Annotated in this window: 22 protein-coding genes, 1 pseudogene and 1 riboswitch; of the genes and pseudogenes, 12 read left to right on the forward strand and 11 right to left on the reverse strand. The window is 65.7% G+C overall.

Annotation, left to right across the window (positions count from 1 at the left end; all coding sequences use genetic code 11):
- Positions 1–405: 405 nt before the first annotated feature.
- The 3 genes from I6F28_RS31605 (at position 406) to I6F28_RS31615 (ending at position 4591) form a co-directional block, all read left to right on the forward strand.
- Complete coding sequence (locus I6F28_RS31605; protein ID WP_225142804.1) at positions 406–2469, forward strand: M23 family metallopeptidase; 2064 nt, start codon at positions 406–408, stop codon at positions 2467–2469.
- Positions 2470–2623: 154 nt separating this feature from the next.
- Complete coding sequence (locus I6F28_RS31610) at positions 2624–4243, forward strand: Vgb family protein (RefSeq protein WP_225142806.1); 1620 nt, start codon at positions 2624–2626, stop codon at positions 4241–4243.
- 87 nt (positions 4244–4330) lie between these two features.
- Entirely contained in the window at positions 4331–4591 is a 261-nt protein-coding gene (locus I6F28_RS31615) for a hypothetical protein (RefSeq protein WP_225142808.1), read from the forward strand.
- 65 nt (positions 4592–4656) lie between these two features.
- Here I6F28_RS31615 and I6F28_RS31620 read toward each other — a convergent pair.
- Both I6F28_RS31620 and I6F28_RS37660 read right to left on the reverse strand, forming a co-directional pair.
- Positions 4657–4801: pseudogene (locus tag I6F28_RS31620) on the reverse strand (AAA family ATPase); the annotation flags it as partial.
- A complete protein-coding gene (locus tag I6F28_RS37660; protein WP_346656755.1) occupies positions 4800–5612 on the reverse strand; it encodes a helix-turn-helix domain-containing protein in 813 nt (270 codons plus the stop codon). The pseudogene I6F28_RS31620 and the gene I6F28_RS37660, both read right to left, overlap by 2 nt.
- A 54-nt stretch (positions 5613–5666) precedes the next feature.
- Between I6F28_RS37660 and I6F28_RS31630 the strand changes: the two genes are divergently transcribed.
- Complete coding sequence (locus I6F28_RS31630; protein WP_225113047.1) at positions 5667–6086, forward strand: nuclear transport factor 2 family protein; 420 nt, start codon at positions 5667–5669, stop codon at positions 6084–6086.
- A gap of 41 nt (positions 6087–6127) precedes the next feature.
- On the opposite strand, the gene clpB is transcribed toward I6F28_RS31630, so the two are convergent.
- Positions 6128–8767: an ATP-dependent chaperone ClpB gene (gene clpB, locus I6F28_RS31635; RefSeq protein WP_035996950.1), complete on the reverse strand. Its 2640-nt coding sequence runs from the start codon at positions 8765–8767 to the stop codon at positions 6128–6130.
- Positions 8768–9006: 239 nt separating this feature from the next.
- On the opposite strand from clpB, the gene I6F28_RS31640 reads away from it, so the two are divergent.
- Positions 9007–9795 carry an MOSC domain-containing protein gene (locus I6F28_RS31640; RefSeq protein ID WP_225142819.1) on the forward strand — a complete coding sequence of 263 codons (789 nt, stop codon included), beginning with the start codon at positions 9007–9009 and terminating at the stop codon, positions 9793–9795.
- Between the two features lie 115 nt (positions 9796–9910).
- Here I6F28_RS31640 and I6F28_RS31645 read toward each other — a convergent pair whose 3' ends face one another.
- Positions 9911–10564 (reverse strand): TIGR02594 family protein, encoded by a 654-nt coding sequence (locus I6F28_RS31645; protein ID WP_225142821.1) that lies wholly within the window; start codon positions 10562–10564, stop codon positions 9911–9913.
- 213 nt (positions 10565–10777) lie between these two features.
- On the opposite strand from I6F28_RS31645, the gene I6F28_RS31650 reads away from it, so the two are divergent.
- Positions 10778–11641 (forward strand): alpha/beta fold hydrolase, encoded by an 864-nt coding sequence (locus I6F28_RS31650; RefSeq protein ID WP_225142823.1) that lies wholly within the window; start codon positions 10778–10780, stop codon positions 11639–11641.
- A gap of 116 nt (positions 11642–11757) precedes the next feature.
- Here I6F28_RS31650 and metW read toward each other — a convergent pair whose 3' ends face one another.
- Positions 11758–12420 carry a methionine biosynthesis protein MetW gene (gene metW / locus I6F28_RS31655; protein ID WP_035996939.1) on the reverse strand — a complete coding sequence of 221 codons (663 nt, stop codon included), beginning with the start codon at positions 12418–12420 and terminating at the stop codon, positions 11758–11760.
- A gap of 2 nt (positions 12421–12422) precedes the next feature.
- Positions 12423–13625: a homoserine O-acetyltransferase MetX gene (gene metX / locus I6F28_RS31660; RefSeq protein ID WP_157286853.1), complete on the reverse strand. Its 1203-nt coding sequence runs from the start codon at positions 13623–13625 to the stop codon at positions 12423–12425.
- A gap of 94 nt (positions 13626–13719) precedes the next feature.
- Positions 13720–13799: riboswitch (SAM riboswitch) on the reverse strand.
- 155 nt (positions 13800–13954) lie between these two features.
- On the opposite strand from metX, the gene I6F28_RS31665 reads away from it, so the two are divergent.
- From I6F28_RS31665 to I6F28_RS31675, 3 genes are read left to right on the forward strand one after another with little or no spacing between them, the layout of a single operon-like run.
- A complete protein-coding gene (locus I6F28_RS31665; RefSeq protein ID WP_225142825.1) occupies positions 13955–14803 on the forward strand; it encodes a chorismate mutase in 849 nt (282 codons plus the stop codon).
- Positions 14804–14836: 33 nt separating this feature from the next.
- Positions 14837–15934, forward strand: a complete 1098-nt coding sequence (gene hisC / locus I6F28_RS31670; RefSeq protein ID WP_225128580.1) for a histidinol-phosphate transaminase — start codon at positions 14837–14839, stop codon at positions 15932–15934.
- A complete protein-coding gene (locus tag I6F28_RS31675) occupies positions 15931–16866 on the forward strand; it encodes a prephenate/arogenate dehydrogenase family protein (RefSeq protein ID WP_225142827.1) in 936 nt (311 codons plus the stop codon). Before hisC ends, I6F28_RS31675 begins: the two co-directional genes overlap by 4 nt.
- 119 nt (positions 16867–16985) lie before the next feature.
- Here the strand turns inward: I6F28_RS31675 and I6F28_RS31680 are convergent, their stop codons facing one another.
- Positions 16986–18170 (reverse strand): DUF2125 domain-containing protein, encoded by a 1185-nt coding sequence (locus I6F28_RS31680; RefSeq protein ID WP_225142829.1) that lies wholly within the window; start codon positions 18168–18170, stop codon positions 16986–16988.
- Positions 18171–18280: 110 nt separating this feature from the next.
- On the opposite strand from I6F28_RS31680, the gene I6F28_RS31685 reads away from it, so the two are divergent.
- Positions 18281–18892, forward strand: coding sequence for a gamma-glutamylcyclotransferase (locus tag I6F28_RS31685; RefSeq protein WP_109142250.1), 612 nt, complete (start codon positions 18281–18283; stop codon positions 18890–18892).
- A 97-nt stretch (positions 18893–18989) separates the two neighbouring features.
- On the opposite strand, the gene I6F28_RS31690 is transcribed toward I6F28_RS31685, so the two are convergent.
- The 4 genes from I6F28_RS31690 to ftsE form a co-directional block, all read right to left on the reverse strand.
- Complete coding sequence (locus I6F28_RS31690; RefSeq protein ID WP_225142831.1) at positions 18990–19760, reverse strand: lysophospholipid acyltransferase family protein; 771 nt, start codon at positions 19758–19760, stop codon at positions 18990–18992.
- A gap of 11 nt (positions 19761–19771) precedes the next feature.
- Positions 19772–20476 (reverse strand): YdcF family protein, encoded by a 705-nt coding sequence (locus I6F28_RS31695; protein WP_225142833.1) that lies wholly within the window; start codon positions 20474–20476, stop codon positions 19772–19774.
- Positions 20477–20758: 282 nt separating this feature from the next.
- Positions 20759–21727, reverse strand: coding sequence for a cell division protein FtsX (locus I6F28_RS31700; protein WP_225142835.1), 969 nt, complete (start codon positions 21725–21727; stop codon positions 20759–20761).
- Positions 21720–22379: a cell division ATP-binding protein FtsE gene (gene ftsE, locus I6F28_RS31705; protein ID WP_057028593.1), complete on the reverse strand. Its 660-nt coding sequence runs from the start codon at positions 22377–22379 to the stop codon at positions 21720–21722. Before ftsE ends, I6F28_RS31700 begins: the two co-directional genes overlap by 8 nt.
- A gap of 180 nt (positions 22380–22559) precedes the next feature.
- On the opposite strand from ftsE, the gene I6F28_RS31710 reads away from it, so the two are divergent.
- Together I6F28_RS31710 and I6F28_RS31715 are read left to right on the forward strand one after the other, a co-directional pair.
- Positions 22560–23438, forward strand: a complete 879-nt coding sequence (locus I6F28_RS31710) for an MJ0042-type zinc finger domain-containing protein (protein WP_225142837.1) — start codon at positions 22560–22562, stop codon at positions 23436–23438.
- Between the two features lie 36 nt (positions 23439–23474).
- Positions 23475–23849 (forward strand): response regulator, encoded by a 375-nt coding sequence (locus I6F28_RS31715; RefSeq protein ID WP_035996894.1) that lies wholly within the window; start codon positions 23475–23477, stop codon positions 23847–23849.
- Positions 23850–23870 lie beyond the last annotated feature (21 nt).

The raw sequence follows: 23870 nt of genomic DNA on the forward strand, positions 1-23870 counted from the left end.
GTCCCCCCACCCCGCCCGAGCTCAGCCCGTGATCTGACGGGGGCCTTTACGGCTCGGCATTTAGGAAACTTTTTCCATATTTGGCGCCGTACTTGAGCCACAATCCCGCGGCGTTCTGATAAGAGACAAGCTTGAATCGCGGGGACGCCTGTGGGGGCTGCCGGCGATTTTCATGGGGTCAGAGGAAGGCGATGTTGCAAATGACGCGACCTTCCTTCGGCATTCGAAAGACATCGAGAGAGCTTTACCCGTCCAGCTGTTCGTAATTTCGGCCGGCCCCATCAAGGGGCTTTCTGGGCGCGGACAGTTGTGCGGCTTGCCTGCTCCGGCGATCCCCGTTCAAGAGGGCAGCCTGGGACAGGTTCGAAACCGGGCATCTTGGGTCGTTGAGTTGGGGGACTTGGGTTGAACCACAGGACGTCACGCGGCACTTACGGGCGTGAGACCGGGATCATCGATCTCGGCCACGAGCCGCCGCTGTCCGTCGATGGTTCTGAAGCCGCGGTGATCGACCGCCGCCGCGTCTCGGTGCAATGGTTCAGCGGGACAATTTTGACCGGACTCTGCGGCGCAGCCCTGATCGGCGGCGCCGTTTTCGCTTCGCTCGACGGCGAGATGACCTTCGCCAAGGTGCCGGAGCGGGTCGAAGGCGCGCTGCGCGGAGCATTCGGCGCCGCCGATCGTGCCGCCACGCTGCACAAGAGCGATCGCCTGCCGCCGCCGAGCGAATCCACCGCCTCGCGCAACGTGATGCGCGTCTCGACGGTTGCCCGCGTCGGCAACCGTGACGTGATGCGGGTGCGTCCGTTCGTGCGGATCGCCGGCAATCTGTCGATGACGACGAGCGATCTGTCGGCGAAGATCCCGCCGTTCAACGCCCAGCGCCTGCTGACCGATGTCGGCTCCGACCCGAAGACGGCGTCCGACGATCCCAACAATCCTGAAGCCGTCGAGCCCGACGCGGAAGTGTCCTTCGTCACCAAGGACCTGTCGCCGGTGCTGCCGAAGGCCAAGATTTCCGCGGTGGTGGCACTCGACGACATCCTGATGCGGGTGCGCGATGCCGCCAATTGGCGCGGCAATGGCGGGGTGCGCTACGCCTCGCTCGCCAACACGGCTGCCGACATCTCCGGCGCGACCGGTCCTTCCGACATCAGAACCGCCTACGCCGCCGAGGCCTCGCCGTCCGATCCCTATGCCGGCTTCGAGACGCGCGTGGTGCGCGAGAACGTCACGCTGCTGCCCAAGACCAAGGAGCAGATCACCGGCGGCAATCCCAACGGCGAACGCGTCCACATGGTCAAGAAGGGCGACAGCGTCGCCGGCGTGCTGCGCGATCTCGGCGCCAATGCCGACGAGATCAAGGCGATCACCGCGACGCTCGGACCGCGCGGCCGCGACGGCGGCCTGAAGGAAGGCGAGAAGCTCCGCATCCTGATGGCGCCCGCAAGCCCCGGCGCGCGCCTGCAGCCCTATCGCGTCGTGGTTGCAAACGACACGATGGTGGAAGCGATCGCGGCGCTGTCCGATCTCGGCAAATACGTCGCCGTCGACGTCTCCAGCATGAATACCGTCGCCGATACTGCGGCCAACGCCAGCAGCGACGACGAGGATGACGATGACGGCTCCGGCGTGCGGCTCTACCAGAGCATCTACGAGACCGCGATGCGCAACAAGGTCCCGATGCCCGTCATCGAGGACATGATCAAGATCTACTCCTACGACGTCGATTTCCAGCGCAAGGTGCAGCCCGGAGATTCCTTCGACGTGTTTTACGCGGGCGAGGACGAGGGCGTGACCGCGACCGAGAAGAACGAGGTGCTGTTCGCCTCGCTCACCGTCGGCGGCGAGACCAAGAAATACTACCGCTACCAGAGCCCCGACGACGGCCTCGTCGACTATTACGACGAGACCGGCAAGAGCGCGAAGAAGTTCCTGGTCAGAAAGCCCGTCAACAACGCCATCATGCGCTCCGGCTTCGGCGGCCGCCGCCACCCGATCCTCGGCTACGTGAAGATGCATACCGGCGTCGACTGGTCCACCTCCTACGGCACGCCGATCTTCGCCTCCGGCAACGGCATGATCGAGAAGGCCGGCCCCGAGGGCGGCTATGGCAAGTACATCCGCATCAAGCACGCCAACGGCTACGAGACTGCCTACGGCCACATGTCGGCCTTCGCCAAGGGCATGGAGCCCGGCAAGAAGGTGCGGCAGGGCCAGGTGATCGGTTTCGTCGGCTCCTCCGGCCTGTCGACCGGCCCGCACGTCCATTACGAGATCCTGGTCAACGGCCGCTTCGTCGATCCGATGCGCGTGAAGCTGCCGCGCGGCCGTTCGCTGGAGGGCCCGATGCTGGCAAGCTTCGAGAAGGAGCGCGACCGGCTCGACGGCATGATGAGCGGCCGCGGCGGCGCCATCGCCCGGATGTCGGACGCCACCGGCGGGCCGCTGCAGGTCACCAACCGGTAAGCCGGCAACGCGCCGATATCGGCCGGCGTTGTCAAACAGAATTTCAAACGAGCACGCTGCGCAGCGAGGCCGCTTCGCGGCGTCACAACGTCAAGTTTCGTTTGCCAAAGCCGCAGGACGGGCGAATACTTTCCAAAAAATGGGAGGTCACGCCATGAGAAACAGGCTCGCCTGCGCAGCCCTGATTTCTGCGCTGTTCGCCGCAACGAGCGCATCGGCCGATGGCTGGGAAGTCACGAGACTCGTGCCGGGCTCGGCATTCCATGGTGTGCACGGGCTCGGTGTCGACAAGGCCGGCCATTTGTTTGCCGGCAGCGTCGCGGGCGCTGCGCTCTACGAGGTCGACATTGCCGGCGGCAGCGCCAAGGTTGCAATCCCGGCACCGGTGGGGATGGCCGACGACATTGCATTCGCGCCCGACGGCACCATGGCCTGGACCGGCTTCCTCGCCGGCGATCTCTATGCGCGCAAGGGCGACGGACCGATCAAGAAGCTCGCGTCCGGGCTGCCCGGCATCAACTCGCTCGCCTTCCGCAAGGACGGCAGGCTCTACGCCACCACCGTTTTCCTCGGCGATGCGCTCTACGAGATCGACGTCGAGGGCGTCAAACCGCCCCGCCAGATCATGGAGAAGATGGGCGGCCTCAACGGCTTCGAGTTCGGTCCCGACGACAAGCTTTATGGTCCGCTCTGGTTCAAGGGCCAGGTCGCAAGGGTCGACGTCGACAAGGCCGAGCTGAGTGTCGTCACCGACGGCTTCAAGATCCCGGCCGCCGTGAACTTCGATTCCAAGGGCAATCTCGTCGTGATCGACACCGCGCTCGGCCAGCTCGTCCGGGTCGATCCCAAATCGGGCGCCAAGACCATGGTCGCGCAGCTGAAGCCGTCGCTGGACAATCTCGCCATCGACGACAAGGACCGCATCTACGTCTCCAACATGGCCGACAACGGCATCCAGGAGGTCGATCCCGCGACCGGTCATGCCAAGCAGATCATCATCGGCAAGCTCGCTTTGCCCGGCGGCATCGGCGTCACCTCGGAGAACGGCAAGGACACGATCCACGTCGCCGACCTGTTCGCCTATCGCACGGTGGACGGCGTGACCGGCGAGGTCACCGAAAAGGCGCGCATGCACGCCGCTGGCACGACGCTCGAATATCCGATGAGCGCGACGGCGAAGGGCAACGACGTGGTCCTGTCGAGCTGGTTCACCGGCACCGTGCAGGTGATCGACGGCAGGACCGGCGCGACGCGCGACATGCTGCACGACTTCAAGGCGCCGCATGACGCGGTCGTGCTCGCGGACGGCAGCATCCTGGTAGCCGAGCTCGGCACCAAGTCGCTGGTCAAGGTGAGCGGCGAGCACGGCAAGGATCGCACCACGCTGATCGGCGCGCTCGAGGGTCCGATGGGTCTCGTCCGCGGGGCCGGCGACGAGGTTTACGTCACCGAGGCTTTTGCTGGCATCATCTCCAAAATCAACAGCACCGGCGAAAAGACCGTGATCGCCAAGGATCTGAAGATGCCAGAAGGCATCGCGCGCACCGGCGACGGCAAGCTGATCGTCGCCGAAGTCGGCGCCAAGCGGCTGATCGAGATCGTGCCGGAATCCGGCAAGGTCACCGAGATCGCAGCCAATCTCCCGATCGGCCTGACCGGCGCCCCCGGCGGCTTGCCGACGCATATCCCCACCGGCGTCGCAGTCGGCGCGACGGGCGCGATCTACGTCAGCTCGGATGTCGAGAATGCGATCTACAAGGTGGTGAAGAAATAGCAGTGGCGTGCACGGGGCTCGACCCCGGGAACCGGCGCGCCGGTTCGCCGTTTAGACGCTGACCGGAAGCCAGCAGGAGGATCGCCCATGACGCGCCTCTCACGCGACGATGTCGTCAAAGCCGTGGACCGCGCCGACGATGTCACCATTGCCCAGATTATCGGAACCGGCGCGACCGCCGAGGAGCTTGCTGAGGCCCAGGCCTGGCTCGCCAACGACGAGCCGATGATCAACGATTTGCGCCCGCTGGCGCAGGGCCGGGTGCGCGAGCTGGTGGATATTTTGTCGGAGCTGGAGGAGGAGGAGGACGGCGTCGAGCCGCGCTCCGCCCCGGCGGCCGGCAACTAAATTTGGCGAGACAGCAAAACAAGACGCCCCGGAGAGGTGACCCTCCGGGGCGGCTTTCATTTCAGATCCTCACCCTCCGGCTGGTTCACGAGATACTCGGACCGAGGTTCGAGGCCATGATGATCAGCATGTCGCGGAATCGACGGTACGGCCCTGGCCCTCGGCCAGCAGGCCGTCGCCGAGCGCCTGCAACAGCACGTTGAAGACGTTAACCCGCACGCACCCGTGCGAACAATTCCGACGGCATCATACCGAACATGTCGCGGAAGGCCGTGCTGAAATGCGCGGAGCTGGAAAAGCCCGCGTCATGCGCGGCCTCGGTCAGCGATTGGCCTTGTGCGACCGCCCGCGCGGCAGCGCCGATCCGGGACCAGATCCGGTAGCGGCGGAGCGGCACACCCGTGACGTCCTTGAAAAGATGCAGGAAGCGCGAGGACGAAAGTCCGGCCCTGCGGCCGAGTTCAGCAAGGGTGTGCGAACCGCTGGGCTGCTCGCGCATCCGCTCGATGGCGGCGGCAATTCTTGCATCTGGCTGCGGACTTGATCCGATCCCAAGCATATCGCGGGCTGCTTGCTGCGCGTCCTCAGATGCGAGGCGTCGCTCCGCGATGGCGCCGAACAGCGCGACGACCGACCTCTCGTCGATCATGTCGAACGCGGCCCTCGATCCGACCTCCTTCATTCGTGAGCGAAGCGCCTCGATATCGCGGCCGAGGGGATCGACATAGAGGAAGGCCATCCGTCCAGCATCGGTGCGGAGATGGTGCAGACTGTTGGGCATGATCAGCACGCTGCGGGTCTCGCGATAAGACGGTGAGCGCGCCCTCGGATCGTTAGCTACGCCTATCGCCCCGTCGAGCGCGACGGCCAGCACGCCGGTGGCATTGCGGTGGGGCGTCAGCCCGAAGGCTGGACCGAGATAGAGCAGCCGCGCGTCCCAATCGAGCATCCGCGCCCTCTTTGGTCCGCCGCTGGGCGGCGTGCTGATAGCCAGTTCCTGAAAGCCGGAAGGCGAGGTCATGCCTCATCATAGCGCACCGGCACAGCGCTGCCGATGACCCGGGAGATCATATCGATGGACAGAGTTCTGGTAGATGACGCCGCACAAATCGCCGCGATCCGCGCCGCCGTCACGCGCTACGCGACCGCCTGGCAGGCCGGTGACCGCGCCGCGATCGCCGCCTGCTACCACGATGAATTCATGCTGAACTATGCCGGCCATAATCCGCTCGCCGGCACTCACCGCGGCAAGGCGGCCGCGCTTGCCACTCTGGCCGAGGTCGCACGCCGCTCCAACCGAAAACTGCTCGCCATTGATGACGTGATGGCCGGGCCGCGGCGCGGCGCCATTCTCGCACGGGAATCATTCAGCCGGGACGGTCGCACGGCTGAACTGGAACGGTTGCTGGTCTATGCCGTGCGTGAAGGCCTGCTGAGCGAATGCTGGGTCTACGACCGCGATCAGGCAGTGGTGGACGCGTTCTTAGCGGATTGAAAACGCCCTCCGCGAGTTTGGCGCGGAGGGCGTGTATTTCATCAGTTCAGCTTCCGCTTCGCCACCGGCGCCTCGAACTGGGTGATCTCGGCGGTCTGCGGCGCCTTGCCGTTGAAGGTCAGCACATTGCCTTCGGACGAGATCGCGACATTGTCGCCGTCCCTGACGTCGCCGGCGAGGATCATCTCGGCGAGCGGGTCCTGGAGGTAGCGCTGGATCACCCGCTTCAAGGGCCTTGCGCCGTAGGCGGGATCCCAGCCCTTGGCAGCGAGCCAGTCGCGGCCCGCGGCATCGAGGCTCAGCACGATCTTGCGATCGGTCAGGAGCTTCTGCAGCCGCGCGAACTGGATCTCGACGATGCGGCCCATCTCGCTGCGCTGCAGCCGGTGGAACAGGATGATCTCGTCGACACGGTTGAGGAATTCGGGGCGGAAGTGCGCCCGCACCATTCCCATCACCTGCTCGCGCACGGCCGAGGTGTCCTCGCCCTCCGGCTGGTTCACCAGATATTCCGAACCAAGGTTCGAGGTCATGATGATCAGCGTGTTGCGGAAGTCGACGGTGCGGCCCTGGCCGTCGGTCAGGCGGCCGTCGTCGAGCACCTGCAGCAGCACGTTGAAGACATCAGGATGCGCCTTCTCGATCTCGTCGAACAGCACCACCTGGTAGGGTCGGCGCCGCACCGCCTCGGTGAGCGCGCCGCCCTCGTCATAGCCGACATAGCCCGGAGGCGCGCCGATCAGCCGCGAGACCGAGTGCTTCTCCATGTATTCGGACATGTCGAGGCGGACCATCGCGGTCTCGTCGTTGAACAGGTACTCCGCGAGAGCCTTGGTCAGCTCGGTCTTGCCGACGCCGGTCGGCCCTAAGAACATGAACGAGCCGGTGGGGCGGTTCGGGTCCTGCAAGCCGGCACGCGAGCGGCGCACGGCGGTTGCGACCGCACGCACGGCCTCGGCCTGGCCGACGACGCGCTTGCCGAGCTGCTCCTCCATCTTCAGGAGCTTCTCCTTCTCGCCTTCCAGCATCTTGTCGACGGGCACGCCGGTCCAGCGCGAGACCACCTGCGCGATGTGGTTGGCGGTGACCGCCTCCTCCATCATCTCGCCCGAGTTCTCCTTGGCTTCGATATCGGCAAGCTGCTTCTCGAGCTGCGGGATCCGTCCATAGGCCAGCTCGCCGGCCTTCTGGAATTCGCCGCGCCGCTGCGCATTGGCGAGCTCGACACGCAAGCCGTCGAGCTCGGCCTTCAGCTTCTGGGCGTCGGAGAGCTTGTTCTTCTCCGCGCTCCAGCGCGCCGTCAGCGCCGCCGACTTCTCCTCGAGCTCGGCCAGGTCCTTCTCCAGGGTCTGGAGCCGGGACTTGGAGCCGACATCGCTTTCCTTCTTCAGCGCCTCCTGCTCGATCTTGAGCCGGATGATCTCGCGGTCGAGCGAATCCAGCTCTTCCGGCTTGGAATCGACCTGCATCTTCAGCCGCGCCGCGGCCTCGTCCATGAGGTCGATCGCCTTGTCGGGCAGGAAGCGGTCGGTGATGTAGCGGTTGGACAGCGTCGTCGCCGCAACAAGCGCGGAATCGGTGATCCGCACGCCGTGATGCTGCTCATACTTGTCCTTCAAGCCGCGCAGGATCGAGATGGTGTCCTCGACCGAGGGCTCGCTGACGAAGATCGGCTGGAAACGCCGGGCCAGCGCGGCGTCCTTCTCGACGTGCTTCTGATATTCGTCGAGCGTGGTCGCGCCGATGCAGTGCAGCTCGCCGCGCGCGAGCGCCGGCTTGAGCAGGTTGGAGGCGTCCATCGCGCCGTCGCCCTTGCCGGCGCCGATCAGCGTGTGCATCTCGTCGATGAACAGGATGAAGGTGCCCTCGCTCCCGGTCACTTCCTGCAGCACGGCCTTCAGCCGCTCCTCGAACTCGCCGCGGTATTTCGCGCCTGCGATCAGTGCGCCGAGGTCGAGCGAGAGCAGCTTCTTGTCCTTGAGGCTCTCCGGCACGTCGCCGTTGACGATGCGCAGCGCGAGGCCTTCGGCGATGGCGGTCTTGCCGACGCCGGGCTCGCCGATCAGGACGGGATTGTTCTTGGTCCTGCGCGAGAGCACTTGAATCGTGCGACGGATCTCCTCGTCACGGCCGATGACCGGATCGAGCTTGCCGTCGCGCGCGGCCTGGGTCAGGTCGCGGGCATACTTCTTCAGGGCATCATAAGCGTTCTCAGCGGTCGCGCTGTCGGCCGTGCGGCCCTTGCGCAGCGCCTCGATCGCCGCGTTGAGGTTTTGCGGCGTGACGCCGCCTTTGCTCAGGATGGTGCCGGCCTCGCTGGTCTTCTCCAGCGTGAGCCCGAGCAAAAGCCGTTCGACCGTGACGAAGCTGTCGCCGGCCTTCTCGCCGGCCTTTTCGGCCGCATCGAAAGTGCGGGCCAGCTCGGGCGCGAGATAGATCTGCCCGGCACCGCCGCCGGAGACCTTCGGCACCTTGTTGAGGGCGTCCTCGGTCGCCTTCAGGATTGCGCGGGAATTGCCGCCAGCGCGGTCGATCAGACCGGCGGCGAGCCCCTCATTGTCGTCCAAGAGGACCTTTAGCACATGCAGGGTTGAGAACTGCTGGTGCCCCTCGCGCATGGCGAGCGACTGCGCGGACTGGATGAAGCCCCTGGAGCGTTCGGTATACTTCTCGATATTCATCTTTTCTGTCCCTCGGCCTGCCCTCGGGGCCCTCTAAGGCACCCCAAACGGCATCTTCATTGGGTTTCCAATTACCGCATTGACGTTTCTCAACCGGTAACGGTCGTCTTTTGCTGGCGTTGCCGCCGGCCTGGGCCAGATGTGGGAAGCAGGTTGCGGATGCGAAAGAGGCTACTTCACAATTTCGTGCGCGGACGGGCGGGCTTGGCGGTCGCGGGCCGAATCCCTTAAGTAGCGGCATGACAGCCAGCCATACCGCCGAGATCACCGGCCTCTACCGCTACCCGATCAAGGGCCTGACGCCGGAGCGCCTGTCGCACGTTCCTTTGCGGGTCGGCCAGACCCTGCCGGCCGACCGCCGCTACGCCATCGAGAACGGCCCGAGCGGGTTCAACCCCGAGGCGCCCGAATGGAAGCCGAAAATCCAGTTTCTGATGCTGGCGCGCAATGAGCGGCTGGCCGAGCTCGACAGCCGGTTCGACGACGAAACCAACGTGCTGACCATCCGCAAGGACGGCCAGATCGTCGCCAGCGGCGATCTCGAGACCGCCGCCGGGCGCGCCGCCATCGAGGCCTATTTCACGGAGAACTTTCAGCCCGAGTTGAAGGGCCCGCCCAAAATTCTCTCCGGCCGCGACCACAGCTTCTCCGACGTCGCCCGCAAGGTCGTCTCCATCATCAATCTCGACAGCGTCCGCGCCATCGAGACCATGCTCGGCGGCGTCGCCGTGCATCCGCTGCGCTTCCGCGCCAATCTCTACGTGAAAGGCTGGCCGGCCTGGTCGGAGCTCGACCTCGTCGGCCAGACGCTCGCGATCGGGCAGGCCAGACTGAAGGTGATCAAGCGCATCGTCCGCTGCCCGGCCACCAATGTCGACCCCGAGACCGCCAAGCGCGATCTCGAAATCCCGCCCACGCTCTCGCGCCATCTCGGCCATATGGACTGCGGCATCTATGCCGAGGTGATCGCCGACGGTGACGTCGGCGTCGGCGATGTGGTGGCGGTGGAAGAGCCGAAGCTGCTGTGAGCTAACGCCGTCTCAACATACTCCGTCATTGCGAGCGCAGCGAAGCAATCCAGGAATGCATCTGCGGAAACAGTCTGGATTGCTTCGTCGCAAGCGCTCCTCGCAATGACGAGGCTCAGTTCGGCATCACATACGCATAGATCTTGCCGCGCGAGACCGGGGCTTCGCGGACTCGGTTGCCGTTGTTGCCGGAGATCATGATCGGATTACCCTGCGCGTCGATGCCGGTGATGATGCCGACATGACCGCCGCGGCGGCCGCGCGACATCACGGCGATGGCGCCGACCTGCGGACCCGAGATGCGCGTGCCGTAGCGCGCGAACGAGCTCGCCATGTCGGAGCCGGTGCCACGATGGCCGGTATGCTCCAGCACCATGTTCATGAAGCGCGCGCACCACAGGCGGCCGCGCCCGGTCGGATTGCCGCCGATATGGCGGCGTGCCTCGGAGACGAGACCCGATCCTCCGCTGAAGCCTCCGTTCATGCCGGCACCGCTGGCGTTGGCATTCGGATCATAGCTCGCCTGGGTGTCGGCGAAGCCGCTTGCCTGCCATTGCGCCGCGCTGCGCTCGAAGCGCGAACTGCGGGCATGATGGCGATAGTGACCGTGGTGATGATGTCTGGCGTGATGCACGTAACCGTGCCGCTCTGCGCTATGACGATGATACGGCCGTGCCGAGGCCGGAGAAACGAACACGGCGACCGCCGCGAAGAACAGCGCCAGCGCGACAACACAACGCGACAGGCGAGACGCAAACAACTCGAACATTCTTCATCCTTCTTGACACCCCCACTTCCCGCCGGCCCGTGCAATGGCCGACATCCGTTTGGCCGTTAAGCCGCCCGATGTGGCGAGAAAAAGACGCAACGCCCGCGAATGGCTGCAATGATTTTGTGTTCGTGCTCGGCGCTGCTGCCGCATTGCCGACAACAGAATTAACTGCGATCCTCGAACACGGCTTGAAACAGAGGGAAACGGTTAATGCCCCATGCCACGACCAGGGACGGCGTCCGCATCTATTTCGAGGAGGCGGGCCAGGGAACGCCGATACTTTTTCTGCACGAGTTCGCGGCGGACTACACCAATTGGGAGCCGCAGATGCGCTACTTCTCGCGTGGCCATCGCTGCATCACCTATTCGGCGCGCGGCTACACGCCGTCGGACGTGCCTGACGGCGAGGTCTACACCTACACGCATTTCTACACCGATGCGCTTGCGGTGCTCGATCATCTCGGCATCGAGCGCGCGCATCTCGTCGGTCTTTCGATGGGCGCCTATTCCTCGTTGCAGATCGGGTTGAACGCGCCGCAGCGCGCACTGTCGATGACGCTGGCCGGCGTCGGCTCCGGCTCGGAGCTCGAGAACCTGGAGACCTGGCGCACGCAGTGCCGCGCCAATGCCGAGCAGTTCGAGACGCTGGGATCGGTGGAGGTCGCGAAAGTCACGCGCGAGGCGCCGAGCCGGATTCCGTTCCTGGTGAAGGATCCACGCGGGCATGCCGATTTCTACGCCGCACTGGCGCGGCACGATGCCATGGGATCGGCGCGCACCATGCGCGGATTCCAGGGCGGCCGTCCCTCGATCTACACGATGACGGACGCGATCAGAGGCGCGGCAACACCCGCGCTGATCATCTGCGGCGACGAGGACGAGCCTTGCATGGGCGCCAGCCTGTTCCTGAAGAAGCACCTGCCCGCGGCGGGGCTCGCGATGTTTCCGAAGTCCGGCCACGTGCTGAACCTGGAGGAGCCCGCGCTGTTCAACGAGAGTGTCGAGCGGTTCGTGACGCTGGTGGAAGCAGGACGTTGGCCGGTGCGGGACCCGCGGTCGCTGGTTTCCCACTAGCTGTCATTCCGGGATGCGCCGAAGGCGCAGGCCCGGAATCCATCGGGCTGCAGGCGCTGTTGGACGATGGTTTCCGGGCTCGATGCTTCGCATCGCCCCGGAATGACGGAGAGAAACTACTTCCCCCCGCCCCGGCTCAGCAAGAACACCGCCTGCTCGCCGAACATGTTCCACACCCACCAGGGCAGGTTCAGCGGCACCGGCCGGCCGTAGAGATCGAGCGCGACCGAGCGCTCCATCTTGACGTTGATCTCGTCGCAGAGCTGCACGAAATCCTTGATGGTGCAGAAATGGATGTTGGCGGTGTCGTACCAGGTCGCCGGCAGATTCTCCGTGCGCGGCATGTGGCCGCCGATCAGGAGCTGGAGCCGCATCTTCCAGAAGCCGAAATTCGGGAACGAGACGATGGCGCGGCGGCCGATGCGCAGCAGGTTCTCCAGCACGACCTTCGGCTGCCGCGTCGCCTGCAGCGTCTGCGACAGGATCACGTAGTCGAAGGCATCGTCGGGATAGTTGACGAGATCGGTGTCGGCATCGCCCTGCACCACCGCGAGCCCCTTGGCGACGCAGCGGTTGACGCCCTCGCGCGACAATTCGATGCCGCGGCCGTCGATGCCGCGGGTCTCCAGCAGCTGAAGCAGATCGCCGTCGCCGCAGCCGACGTCGAGCACCTTCGAGCCCGGCTTGACCATCTCGGCGACCAGCCGATGATCGGCGCGATAATCACCGGATGGCCTGGCGGCAACGCCGTCCAGCGGCAACACTTCCTGCACGGACATCGCTAACGGTCCTCGAGGTTGAGCCCGCGCGCCTTGCCAGCCGATTGCAGGAAGGCGCGGGAGATGTCGAAGAATTCGGGCACGTCGAGCAGGAAGGCGTCGTGGCCGCGATCGGTCTCGATCTCGGCGAATGACACGCGCGCGCTCGAAGCGTTCAGCGCGTGCACCAGCGCGCGCGATTCCGAGGTCGGAAACAGCCAGTCGCTGGTGAAGGAGACCACGCAGAAGCGCGTCTTGATGTCGGCGAAGGCCTTGGCCAGCACGCCGCCATGGTCGGCGGCGATGTCGAAATAGTCCATCGCCCGCGTCAGGTAGAGATAGGAATTGGCGTCGAAGCGCTCGACGAAGGACGAGCCCTGGTAACGCAGATAGGATTCGACCTGGAAATCGGCGTCGAACGAGAAGGTCGGCAGCTCGCGGTCCTGCATGCGCCGGCCGAACTTGCGGTGCAGCGCCGCGTCCGAGAGATAAGTGATGTGCGCCGCCATCCGCGCCACCGCGAGCCCGCGATGCGGATGGATGCCGCGGTCGGCATAACCGCCACCGTGCCAGTCGGGGTCGGCCATCACGGCCTGGCGGCCGAGCTCGTGGAAGGCGATGTTCTGCGCCGAGTGCCGCGTCGCGCAGGCGATCGCCAGCGCGGAGTACACGCGCTCCGGATAGGCGGCGGTCCATTGCAGCACCTGCATGCCGCCCATCGAGCCGCCGACGACCGCAAACAGCGTGTCGATGCCGAGCCGGTCGATCAGCATCGCCTGCGCGCGCACCATGTCCGGAATGGTGATGACGGGGAAGTCCAGGCCCCAGACCTTGCCGGTGGCGGGATTGATCGACGCCGGCCCGGTCGAGCCCATACAGCCGCCGATCACGTTGGAGCAGATGATGAAGTAGTGCTTGGGATCGATGGGTCGGCCGGGACCGACCAGCGTCTCCCACCAGCCCGGCTTGCCGGTGACGGGATGTACGTTGGCGACATGCTGGTCGCCGGTCAACGCATGACAGATCAGCACGGCGTTGGAGCGATCGGCATTGAGCTCGCCATAGGTCTGGTAGGCGATCTGGAACGGGGTGAGATCGACGCCGCAATCGAGCCGCAGCGGCTGCTCGGTGCCGAAATGCGCAACCAGCGAGCTTGGATGATCGACCTCGTGCGACCGCTCGTCGGCGCTGATCGCAGGACTCGGTATCGACTTGACGCTACCCATCTCGGACATCGACCTCGTTTGCGACTGGCTGCTCGACCGCGCCGCTGACATCAGGCCATGAAAAACCCGGCCTGAACGATAGGTTCGGCCGGGATCGGAAGCGTCCCCGGCCTGTTTAGCGAGTTTTTTAACGTGGCTGCAAGCCGGCCGGCTCAAATGACCACGGAACGGGCAAAAGCTACCGTCTTGGGCGGTTTTCGTCAAGTCGCGGCCCGGATCGGCCCAATTCGCCTCTGCCGCAACGCCTGCAAAGCACGTCATTTCTCTTTGCTTTCGCCGCCACGACTGCCTAATCAGGACATCCCCATCGGAACGATCGACGACCAGACATGTCCCAACGTCCGCCCGCGCCACCATCGCTGCAGGAACTGCGCAAGGAGATCGACGCGATTGACGAGGGCATGCATCGCCTCCTCATGCAGCGCGGCGAGATCATCGATCGCCTGATCCAGGTGAAGCAGACCCAGGAAGTCGGCTCGGCGTTCCGGCCCGCGCGCGAGGCTGCCATGATGCGCGAGATCGTGCAGCGTCATCGCGGCATCCTGCCGCTCGACACGGTCGAGAGCATCTGGCGCGTCATCATCTCGACCTTCACCTATGTGCAGGCGCCGTTCTCCGTGCATGCCGACGTCTCGGTGAGCGAGCCGGCAATGCGGGATTCCGCGCGCTTCCATTTCGGCTTCACCGTGCCCTATGTCGCCCATTTCAGCGCGCAGGCCGCGGTCGAGGCGGTGGCAAAATCCAAGGGTGACCTGGCGCTGGTCTCGGCGACCTCGAGCCGCACGCCATGGTGGCTGGAGCTGGAGGCCGACGGCGCGCCGAAGATCATCGCGCGGATGCCCTTCATCGAGCGCGCCGACCATCCGGCCGCCTTGCCGGTGTTCGCGATCTCGCGCGTCGCCGACAGCGCCCTGGTGACGGAGGTCGAGACGTTCAGCGTGCGCGTCTCCGGATGGAACGCCGAGGTCGCCCGCGCGCTGTCGCCGCTCGCCGAGATCGTGGCCGTGCCCGATACCGCCTTCGACGGCGCGGCGCTGCTGGTCTCGGTCACCGGCGCGACCAGCATCGACAAGATCAGGGCTGCCCTGATCGAGGCGGGGGCCTCGGTGCGCTCCGTGGCCCTCGTCGGCAGCCACGCAACGCGCTATACGGTGCCCCCGACCGGGCCGAAATCGTAGGTCGCGAACAGCCCAGCCTATCCGGAGTCCAAGATGTCCCGCCCCGTGCCGAATCCCGGCATTCTCGATATTGCGCCCTACACGCCCGGCAAGAGCCCGGTGCCGGAGCCGGGCCGCAAGGTGTTCAAGCTCTCCGCCAACGAGACGCCGTTCGGGCCCTCGCCCAAGGCGATCGAAGCCTTCAAGCGCGTGGCAGATCATCTGGAGGACTACCCGGAAGGCACCTCGCGCGTGCTGCGCGAGGCGATCGGCCGCTCGTTCGGGCTCGATCCCAACCGCATCATCTGCGGCGCCGGCTCGGACGAGATCCTCAATCTGCTCGCGCACACCTATCTCAGCCAGGGCGACGAGGCGATCTCGACGACACACGGCTTCCTGGTCTACCCGATCGCGACGATGGCGGTCGGCGCCAGGAACGTCATCGCCCAGGAGACCAACCTCACCGCCGACGTCGACGCCATCCTGAAGGCCGTGACGCCGAAGACGAAGCTGGTCTGGCTCGCCAACCCCAACAACCCGACCGGCACCTATCTTCCGTTCGACGAGGTCAAGCGGCTGCGCGCCGGCCTGCCCTCGCACGTGCTGCTGGTGCTGGACGCCGCCTATTGCGACTACGTCTCGCGCAACGACTATGAGATGGGAATCGAGCTCGTCGCCACCACCGAGAACACGGTGGTGACGCACACCTTCTCCAAGATCCACGGTCTTGCCGCGCTGCGCATCGGCTGGATGTTCGGGCCCGAGCACGTCATCGACGCGGTCAATCGCATCCGCGGTCCCTTCAACGTGTCGACGCCGGCGATGTATGCCGCGGTCGCCGCGATCGAGGATACCGCGCATCAGGCGATGTCGAAGCAGTTCACCGAGACCTGGCGCAACTGGCTCACCGAGGAGATCGGCAAGCTCGGGCTGAAGGTGACGCCGAGCGTCGCCAATTTCGTGCTGATCCATTTCCCGACGGACAAGGGCACGACCGCCGATGACGCCGACGCGTTCCTGACCAAGCGGGGGCTCGTGCTGCGCGGCTTGAAGAACTACGGCCTGCCGCATGCGCTGCGCATGACCATCGGCACCGAGGAGGCCAACCGCCTCGTCGTCGAAGGCTTGCGCGACTTCATGGGCGGCAAATGACCGCGCAGGCGCACTTCCAGCGCGTGGCGCTGATCGGCTTCGGCCTGATCGGCGGCTCGATCGCCCGCGCTGCGAAGCTCCAGGGGCTTGCCGGTGAAATCGTCACCACCGCACGCTCGGAGAAGACACGCGCGCGTGTCGCCGAGCTCGGCATCGTCGATCAGGTGGTGGCGACCAATGCGGAGGCCGTGAGGGATGCCGATCTCGTCATCCTCTGCATTCCCGTCGGCGCCTGCGGACCCGTAGCGCAGGAGATCGCGCCGCATCTCAAGCCGGGTGCGATCGTCTCCGACGTCGGCTCGGTCAAGGGCGCTGTGGTCCGCGACATGGCCCCGCATCTGCCGGGCGGCATTCATTTCGTGCCGGCGCATCCGGTGGCAGGCACCGAGCATTCCGGCCCGGATTCGGGCTTCGCCGAGCTCTTCATCAACCGCTGGTGCATCCTGACCCCGCCTGATGGCAGCGACGCAGCGGCGACCGATCACCTGCGCGCGTTCTGGGCGGCGATGGGCGCCAAGGTCGAGGTGATGACGCCGGATCATCACGACCTCGTGCTCGCCATCACCAGCCACCTGCCGCATCTGATCGCCTACACCATCGTCGGCACCGCCGACGAATTGGCGCAGGTGACGGAATCCGAGGTGATCAAATTCTCCGCCGGCGGTTTTCGCGATTTCACCCGCATTGCGGCGTCCGATCCGACGATGTGGCGCGACGTCTTCCTCGCCAACAAGGAGGCCGTGCTGGAGATGCTCGGCACCTTCACCGAGGATCTGGCAAAGCTCACCCGCGCGATCCGCCGCGGCGACGGGGAGGCGCTGTTCGACCACTTCACCCGCACCCGCGCCATCCGCCGCGGCATCGTCGAGATCGGCCAGGATTCCGCCGCGCCCGATTTCGGACGGCCGCATGCGGCGCTGAAGAAGCCGTGAGCCTGTAGGCCGGACAAAGCTGCGTAGCCCGGATGGAGCACAAGCGTAATCCGGGACAGTGCCAGCTGTGATCAAGAACCCCGGATTGCGCTGCGCTCCATCCGGGCTACGGGAGCCAACTAATACAGCGGCGGGATCTGGCCGACCTTGACCGGGCCGAGCAGCACGGCACCGTCGACGAATTTCAGCGGGAAGCTCCGCGCTTTCTTGCCTTCCAGCGTGCTCTCGGTACCGATCGAATTGATGCCGGCGGCAACGCCGGCATTGGCGTTCTGCTTGATGACCTTGCCGAGGCCCGGCACGGCGCGGTCGAGCGCGCCGAACAGATTGTTGAGGTCCTGCGACTTCACGCCCGGCGCAACGCGGTCCAGCGTGGCCTGCGGCACGCCCTCCTCCAGCATCTTCTCGATGCCGAGCGCCGGGATCACGCGCTCGAGGCCGGTCACCGTCATCTGCAATTCGCCGTCGAGCCGGCCGTTGGGCGACAGGCCGAGCGTGCCGGCCGCGACCGCGATCATCTCGCCCTGCTGAATGCGCGACTGCACGATCTCGATGTGACCGCCGGCGGCCTGGATCTCGCGGAAGCGCTGCGGCCACGGTTTGGGCGTGAGGTCGGAGAGGCCGGTGATCTTGGCGCGGGTGTCCGCCTGGAACGGCTCGGCGAGCAGCGGATGCACGCCCTGGATGCTGCCCTGCGCGACATGGAGCACGGTCTCGATCACCGGATGATCGGCCGGAGAGCCATCGGCAAGGCGCCCGTGCAGCTCGACCTGCTTGGCGCGCGCAAGCGGCACCTGCACGCTGCCATCGAGACGGTTGAGGCTGGGGTCGTCGAACACGATGGAAGCGCGATCCGGCACAGCCGGCAGACCCGCCACACTGGCGCGGCCCTTGCTCCAATTCACGGTGAAGGTGTTTTGCGTAATGCCGTCGATCAGCGTGGCGGGCGCTGCGAATTCGGCGATGATGCGCTTGGGGTCGTAGACCTGGGCCACGACCAGGATGTTGTCGAGCTTGGCCGTGAACGGCGTCTTGCTCGCGTTCTGCGAGACCAGGGCGACGCTGGCGCCGGAGCACTGGACCTCGAAGCGGAACGGGAAGCCGGCGATCGAGCGCTTGGCACAATCATAGATGCGGCCGGCCTTGGCCTCCTGCGCCCGCCAGGCGTCGGCGACGATTTCGGCCTGCCACGCCGCATAGAACCAGAAGCAGGTCCAGCCGACGGCGAGGACCAGGACGAGAACGGGGGCGATGAAAAGGCCCCAGCGGGAGCGGCGGCCAGTGGCAACGGTCATATTGGACATGCGGCGACCCTTTGACGCCAGATTCAGGCAAATGTAAGCGGGGCGGGCCTGCGACGAAAGGCGCAGAAATCGCTTCGCTTGGGCGCAGGGTTCTGGTAGCCGTCCCCGAAATGTCCGAAATCACCCTCCCCTCCGTCACCACAGCCAAGGGCGACCTCTGGGTGTTCGGCTACGGCTCGCTGATGTGGCGGCCGGGCTTCGATTTCGAGGAGCGCGTCCCGGCGCGGCTGGTCGGCGAGCATCGCGCGCTCTGCGTCTATTCCTTCGTGCATCGCGGAACGCCGGAGAAGCCGGGCTTGGTGCTCGGACTCGACCGCGGCGGCGCCTGCCGCGGCATCGCCTTCCGCGTCGCCGAGAAGAACCGTGCCGAAGTGGTCGCATATTTGCGCGCACGCGAGCAGGTCACCTCGGTCTATCGCGAGGTGATGCGCTCGGTGTGGCTGGAGAACGATGCACGCCAGCGCGTCGCCGCTCTCGCTTACGTCGTCGACCGCGGTCATGTGCAATATGCCGGCCGCCTCTCGCTGGCCGAGCAGCACCGCCATGTCGTCCAGGGCCACGGCCAGTCCGGCGCCAACCGCGACTACGTCACCGCGACGGTGAAGGCGATCGAGGCCGAAGGCTTTCGCGACACGCAGCTGCATCAGCTTGCATTGATGCTGCACGGTGATGCGCATTCCCTGCACGCGGCGGCTCGGGACCAGGATCGGGAAAGCCGCTAAAGCATGCCCCGGAAAAGTGCGAAGCGGTTTTCCGGAAAGATCATGCGTAAACAACAACCTAAAGCGCGATGAAGATTCATCCCAATCTCATCGCGCTTTAGCCGGTCGGCGCGTAGCTCGGCGCCGAGCCGATCAACTGCTCCTGCTCCTTCCGTCCTGCTTCGACGAGCCGGGCGGTCGCGTCCTCGATCGCCGCTTGCACGCGTGCGAGAAACTCGTCCTTCGGCAGGCCCGGCGGCAACGGTTCGAGAAACTCGACCACCAGCGTGCCCGGATAGCGCATGAAGGTGCGGCGCGGCCAGAACAGGCCGGAATTGAGCGCGATCGGCAGGCACGGCACGCCGCAGGAGGAATAGATCTGCGCAAAGCCGGTCTTGTAGTTGGGCGGCGCGCCCGGCGCGCGGCGCGTGCCTTCCGGAAAGATCACGAGCTGCTTTCCACTGCGCACCGCCTCGCGCGCGCGCCGCGTCATCTCGAGCAGCGCCTTCACGCCGGCGTTGCGGTCGATCGCGATCATTCCGGTCTTGACCAGGAACTGGCCGAACACCGGGATCTGCATCAGCTGGCGCTTGAGGATGAAGATCGGCCGGTGGAAGAAACCGGGCAGCACGAAGGTCTCCCAGAACGACTGATGCTTGGCCACGATCAGCAGCGGTCCTGTCGGGATCTTCTCCACCCCGCGGAATTCCACCTTGATGTTGCAGACCAGGCGCATCAGGACCAGCGTGGCCTTGGCCCACCATTGCGCCACCGTCAGCATGGCGCGCGGCGGCAATGCAAAGGTCGGCAGCGCAACGATCGCCAGACAGACCAGCACGGCGTAGAACAGCACGTTGAATACGAGCGATCGCAGGAAAATCAGGAACATCGATGGTCCGATCAATTGGCCTGCGCGGTGGCGGGCCGCTTCGGTTGCTGACCTGCAGGCTGCTCCGACATCTCAGGCCAAAGGTCAATCCCGAAATCCTCCAGCCGCACCCTGAGCTCGGCCGCAACGTACTTGACGTATTCGGACAGGAGCAGCCGCAGCGTCGAGCCTGAGATCCACCACGGCTCCTCGCGCCATTTTTCGCCGACCACCGCGAACGGGATCAGCGTCGTCCGCGGCATCGCATGCGAGAATTCCACCAGCGCGCGCGGCATGTGATAGTTCGAGGTGACCACGATCAGAGACGTAAATCGGCGTCCCTCGGCCCAGCGCCGCGCCTCCGCCGCGTTGCCGCGGGTCGTGAGCGCGGTGCGGTCGAGGTCGACGCAACAGGTCATGAAGGACTGATTCTCCAGCAAGGTGCGGGAGATGTCGTTCGCCGTCGAGGTCGGATGCACGCCGGAAATCAGGAGCCGCCTGCCGTAGCCGGCAGCCAGCAGCTCCATCGCGTCCGATACCCGCGAGGAGCCGCCGGTCAGGACCACGATGCCGTCCGCCTTGCGATCGGGTACTTTCTCGGCCCCGCGCAATTGCGCCAGGAACGCAATGAAGCCCGCCGCCGCGCCGACGAAGGCGAGCGCGATCGTCGACACGATTGCCGCGCGCAGCCAGCCGCGCGGCAGTTTCGGCGATCGATCGTCGGTCGGCGAGCTCATGCGATGTCGGTGATCCCTTCCCGATCTGATTTTATGACGTTTTGAGGCGAAGTGGAGTCCGGTTTCTTCACCCTCTCCCCTTGTGGGAGAGGGTCGCATAGGCGGCCGCCGGCCGCCGTTCTTAAGAATGCCGATGCTTTGCATCGGCTATGGCGAAAGCGGCGAGACGGGTGAGGGGTTCTCTCCGCGCATTCACCTCGACATTTGTACGCGTGGACAGAACCCCTCCTCCGGCGCTTCGCGCCACCTTCTCCCACAAGGGGAGAAGGGAAGAAAAGAAACTCAATCAACATCATTCAATGTCGCGAACAGCGTTTGGCGCGAGGCGACTGCGGTAATGGCGCCGATCAGGACGGCCTGAACCGCGAGCACGATGTAGCCGGAAGGGCGCAGCGAGAAGGTGCCGAGCAGCGCGGCGAACTGGTCGCCGACGGGAGTCCCGGAAAACCAGCCTGCGATGGACTCGGAGAAGCCGAACATCAGCATGGCGGCACCGCCGCCGATCACGCCGCCCTCCAGGCCCAGCCTGAGGAAATGACGCAGGAAGTGGTTGGCGATGTAGCGGTCGCCGGCGCCAACGAAATGCAGGACCTCGACGATCGGACGGTTCGCCGCCATTGCGCCGCGCGTCGCGAACGACACCGAGATGATGGTTGCGACGATGACGAGCGCGAGGATGCCGAGGCCGGCCAGCACGGTGGCGTTCGTCATCAGGCGCATGCGCTCGATCCAGGCGCGGTGATCGTCGACGCTGGCGCTAGGGGCGACCTGCGCCACGCGCGCGCGCAAGGCGCCGAGATCGAGCGGCGTGCCCGGCTGCACGCGCGCGATGATCATGCGCGGCACCGGCAGATCGTCCATCGACAGGCCGGTGCCGAGCCAGGGCTCGAGCAGCTTGCCGCTCTCGTCCCTGGTGAACGGCTTGACCTCGACGATGCCGGCTTGCGTGCGCATCGCTTCCGCCACGGCGGCGGTGTCGCGGTCGAGATCGCGGCCGGCCTGCGGGCGAACCTGGATGGTGATTTCGCTCGCGACGTCCGACTGCCATTCGGCCGCGGAGGCACTCACCAGCAGCACCGTGCCCGTGGCCATCGAGGCGAGGAACGTCATGATGGCGACCACCGCGAGCAGCGCTCTGCCGTGGATCGAGGCGCGCGGCACGATCGGCGACATGTTGCGCGCCTTGGCCGGAAGCTGCGGACGCTCCTGCCCGAGATCGACCAGCACGCCGCGCTCGTCCAGCCTACTCATAGACGTGCAGCCGTCCCTGGTGCAGCACCAGGCGCCGCGCCTCGTACTGGTCCATCAGGCCGATGTCGTGGGTGGCGATGATGACGGCGGTGCCTGATTTGTTGAGCTCGATGAAGAGTCGCAGCAGGCGGCGGCCGAGCGTCGGATCGACGCTGCCGGTCGGCTCGTCCGCGAGCAGCAGCTGCGGCCGCGAGATCACGGCGCGCGCGATCGCGGCGCGCTGCTTCTCGCCGCCCGACAGGATCGGCGGCAGCGCGTCCATGCGGTCGCCGAGGCCGACCCAGCGCAACAGATCGATCACCTCCTTGCGGTAGCTCGACTCGCTGCGGCCCATGACGCGGAATGGCAGCGCGACGTTCTCATAGGTCGTCATGTGATCGAGCAGGCGAAAATCCTGGAGTACGATGCCGATGCGCTTGCGCAGGTCTGCGATTTCGTCCTTGCCGAGCTGCGAGATGTCGTGGCCGAACAGATTGACGAGGCCCCGCGTCGGTCGATGCGACAGGAACAACAGGCGCAGCAGCGACGTCTTGCCGGCGCCGGACGGTCCGGTGAGAAACTGGAAGGAATGCGCGGGGATCTGGAAGGTGAGGTCGCGCAAAATCTCCGGCCCCAGACCGTAACGCAATCCGACATTTTCGAACCGAACCAAGCTCAGCTCCGTTCGAGAGGAGGCGCGGGCCGCCTTGCGGCGCTCCGCCATACGCGATCAACGGGTTTTGCCGCCGTTATGGTTTCCGGTTCGTTAACGGTCGCCCAGTAGCATAAGGGGCGCCCGGTCTCCGCGACCGTGGCATCGTCAAGACCTTCGTTCATGCATCAAGGCTCGTCCATGCATATCGTCTGCCCCCATTGTATGACATCCTACGCCATCAAGCTCGCGAGCCTTGGGGCGAACGGGCGGGCGGTCCGCTGCTCCCGCTGCAAGGAGACCTGGATCGCCCACGCCGAGGATGCCATCGAGGAGGCGTCCGTTCCGGCCATGGCCGCGGCCAGCCGAGCCGACGATCAGTCCGACCTCGCCGAACAATGGAACTCCTATGCCAAGGACGACGGCGCCACTGATGCGCCCATCGTCGATAGCCCATCGATCGCCAGCGACTGGCCGGACGAGCAGGCCCGCGAAACCGAGGACGAATGGTCGGCAGCGGCCCGGCAGGCCGAAGAGGAGGCCGTCGGCGCGCAGCACCAGTCCTGGTTCCGCAGCCTGTTCCCTCGCCGCGGCGCGCGGGTGAGCCGCCCGGTCGCCACCACGGCTCCGCGCAAATCCTATCTTGGCCTGCCGACCGCCTGCGCCGCGATGGGCGCGCTGGTGCTGGCACTGGTGCTCTGGCGCGGCGATGTGGTGCGGCTGCTGCCGCAGACGGCAGCGTTCTACAAGATGGTCGGGCTCGAGGTGAACTTGCGGGGTCTCGCCTTCAAGGACGTCAAGCTCTCCAGCGAGACCGTGGACGGTAAACAGGTGTTGGTGATCGAGGGCGTCATCGTCGGCGACGGCAAGAAGCCGCTCGACATTCCGCGCTTGCGTTTTGCCGTGCGCGACGCCCAAGGCGCGGAGATCTATGCCTGGAACACGGTGCTGGAGCAGACCGTGCTGCGGCCAGGTGAGCGCGCCTTCTTCCGCTCGCGCCTGGCCTCACCGCCGCCGGAGGGCCGCAACATCGACGTTCGTTTCTTCAACCGGCGCGACATTGCCGGCGGCAGCGTATAATCGCCCCCAGGGGAGGTTGATACCAAGGTTTGTCTCATGCCGAAGATCTTGATCGCCGACGACGAGGATTCGATGCGCGCGCTGGTGGCGCGCGCCATCGCCATGGACGGCCACGAGACCGTCACCGCCCAGGACGGCGCAGAGGCGCTGGAGATCCTGACCCGCGAGGATGGCGCCTTCGACCTGTTGCTCACCGACATCCAGATGCCGGTGATGGACGGCATCGCGCTGGCGCTCTCCGCGGCGCGCGATTTTCCCGACCTGACCATCCTGCTGATGACCGGCTTTGCCGACCAGCGCGAGCGCGCCTCGAACCTGAACGCGCTGGTGCATGACGTCGTGACCAAGCCGTTCTCGGTCGCCGATATCCGCACGGCGGTCGCCGACGCGCTGGCGGCGAAGAAGGGCTAGCGTCGCGGTATCCCCATATCG

This window comes from Bradyrhizobium sp. NBAIM14 (assembly GCF_020193895.1).
Classification (GTDB): Bacteria; Pseudomonadota; Alphaproteobacteria; order Rhizobiales; family Xanthobacteraceae; genus Bradyrhizobium; species Bradyrhizobium yuanmingense.

Bases quoted from the DNA above. Each gene is read 5' to 3' on its own strand.
- I6F28_RS31610 (WP_225142806.1), top strand. From the start codon at position 2,624: ATGAGAAACAGGCTCGCCTGCGCAGCCCTGATTTCTGCGCTGTTCGCC.
- I6F28_RS31615 (WP_225142808.1), top strand. From the start codon at position 4,331: ATGACGCGCCTCTCACGCGACGATGTCGTCAAAGCCGTGGACCGCGCC.
- I6F28_RS37660 (WP_346656755.1), bottom strand. From the start codon at position 5,612: ATGACCTCGCCTTCCGGCTTTCAGGAACTGGCTATCAGCACGCCGCCC.
- I6F28_RS31630 (WP_225113047.1), top strand. From the start codon at position 5,667: ATGGACAGAGTTCTGGTAGATGACGCCGCACAAATCGCCGCGATCCGC.
- clpB (WP_035996950.1), bottom strand. From the start codon at position 8,767: ATGAATATCGAGAAGTATACCGAACGCTCCAGGGGCTTCATCCAGTCC.
- I6F28_RS31640 (WP_225142819.1), top strand. From the start codon at position 9,007: ATGACAGCCAGCCATACCGCCGAGATCACCGGCCTCTACCGCTACCCG.
- I6F28_RS31645 (WP_225142821.1), bottom strand. From the start codon at position 10,564: ATGTTCGAGTTGTTTGCGTCTCGCCTGTCGCGTTGTGTTGTCGCGCTG.
- I6F28_RS31650 (WP_225142823.1), top strand. From the start codon at position 10,778: ATGCCCCATGCCACGACCAGGGACGGCGTCCGCATCTATTTCGAGGAG.
- metW (WP_035996939.1), bottom strand. From the start codon at position 12,420: ATGTCCGTGCAGGAAGTGTTGCCGCTGGACGGCGTTGCCGCCAGGCCA.
- metX (WP_157286853.1), bottom strand. From the start codon at position 13,625: ATGGGTAGCGTCAAGTCGATACCGAGTCCTGCGATCAGCGCCGACGAG.
- I6F28_RS31665 (WP_225142825.1), top strand. From the start codon at position 13,955: ATGTCCCAACGTCCGCCCGCGCCACCATCGCTGCAGGAACTGCGCAAG.
- hisC (WP_225128580.1), top strand. From the start codon at position 14,837: ATGTCCCGCCCCGTGCCGAATCCCGGCATTCTCGATATTGCGCCCTAC.
- I6F28_RS31675 (WP_225142827.1), top strand. From the start codon at position 15,931: ATGACCGCGCAGGCGCACTTCCAGCGCGTGGCGCTGATCGGCTTCGGC.
- I6F28_RS31680 (WP_225142829.1), bottom strand. From the start codon at position 18,170: ATGTCCAATATGACCGTTGCCACTGGCCGCCGCTCCCGCTGGGGCCTT.
- I6F28_RS31685 (WP_109142250.1), top strand. From the start codon at position 18,281: ATGTCCGAAATCACCCTCCCCTCCGTCACCACAGCCAAGGGCGACCTC.
- I6F28_RS31690 (WP_225142831.1), bottom strand. From the start codon at position 19,760: ATGTTCCTGATTTTCCTGCGATCGCTCGTATTCAACGTGCTGTTCTAC.
- I6F28_RS31695 (WP_225142833.1), bottom strand. From the start codon at position 20,476: ATGAGCTCGCCGACCGACGATCGATCGCCGAAACTGCCGCGCGGCTGG.
- I6F28_RS31700 (WP_225142835.1), bottom strand. From the start codon at position 21,727: ATGAGTAGGCTGGACGAGCGCGGCGTGCTGGTCGATCTCGGGCAGGAG.
- I6F28_RS31710 (WP_225142837.1), top strand. From the start codon at position 22,560: ATGCATATCGTCTGCCCCCATTGTATGACATCCTACGCCATCAAGCTC.
- I6F28_RS31715 (WP_035996894.1), top strand. From the start codon at position 23,475: ATGCCGAAGATCTTGATCGCCGACGACGAGGATTCGATGCGCGCGCTG.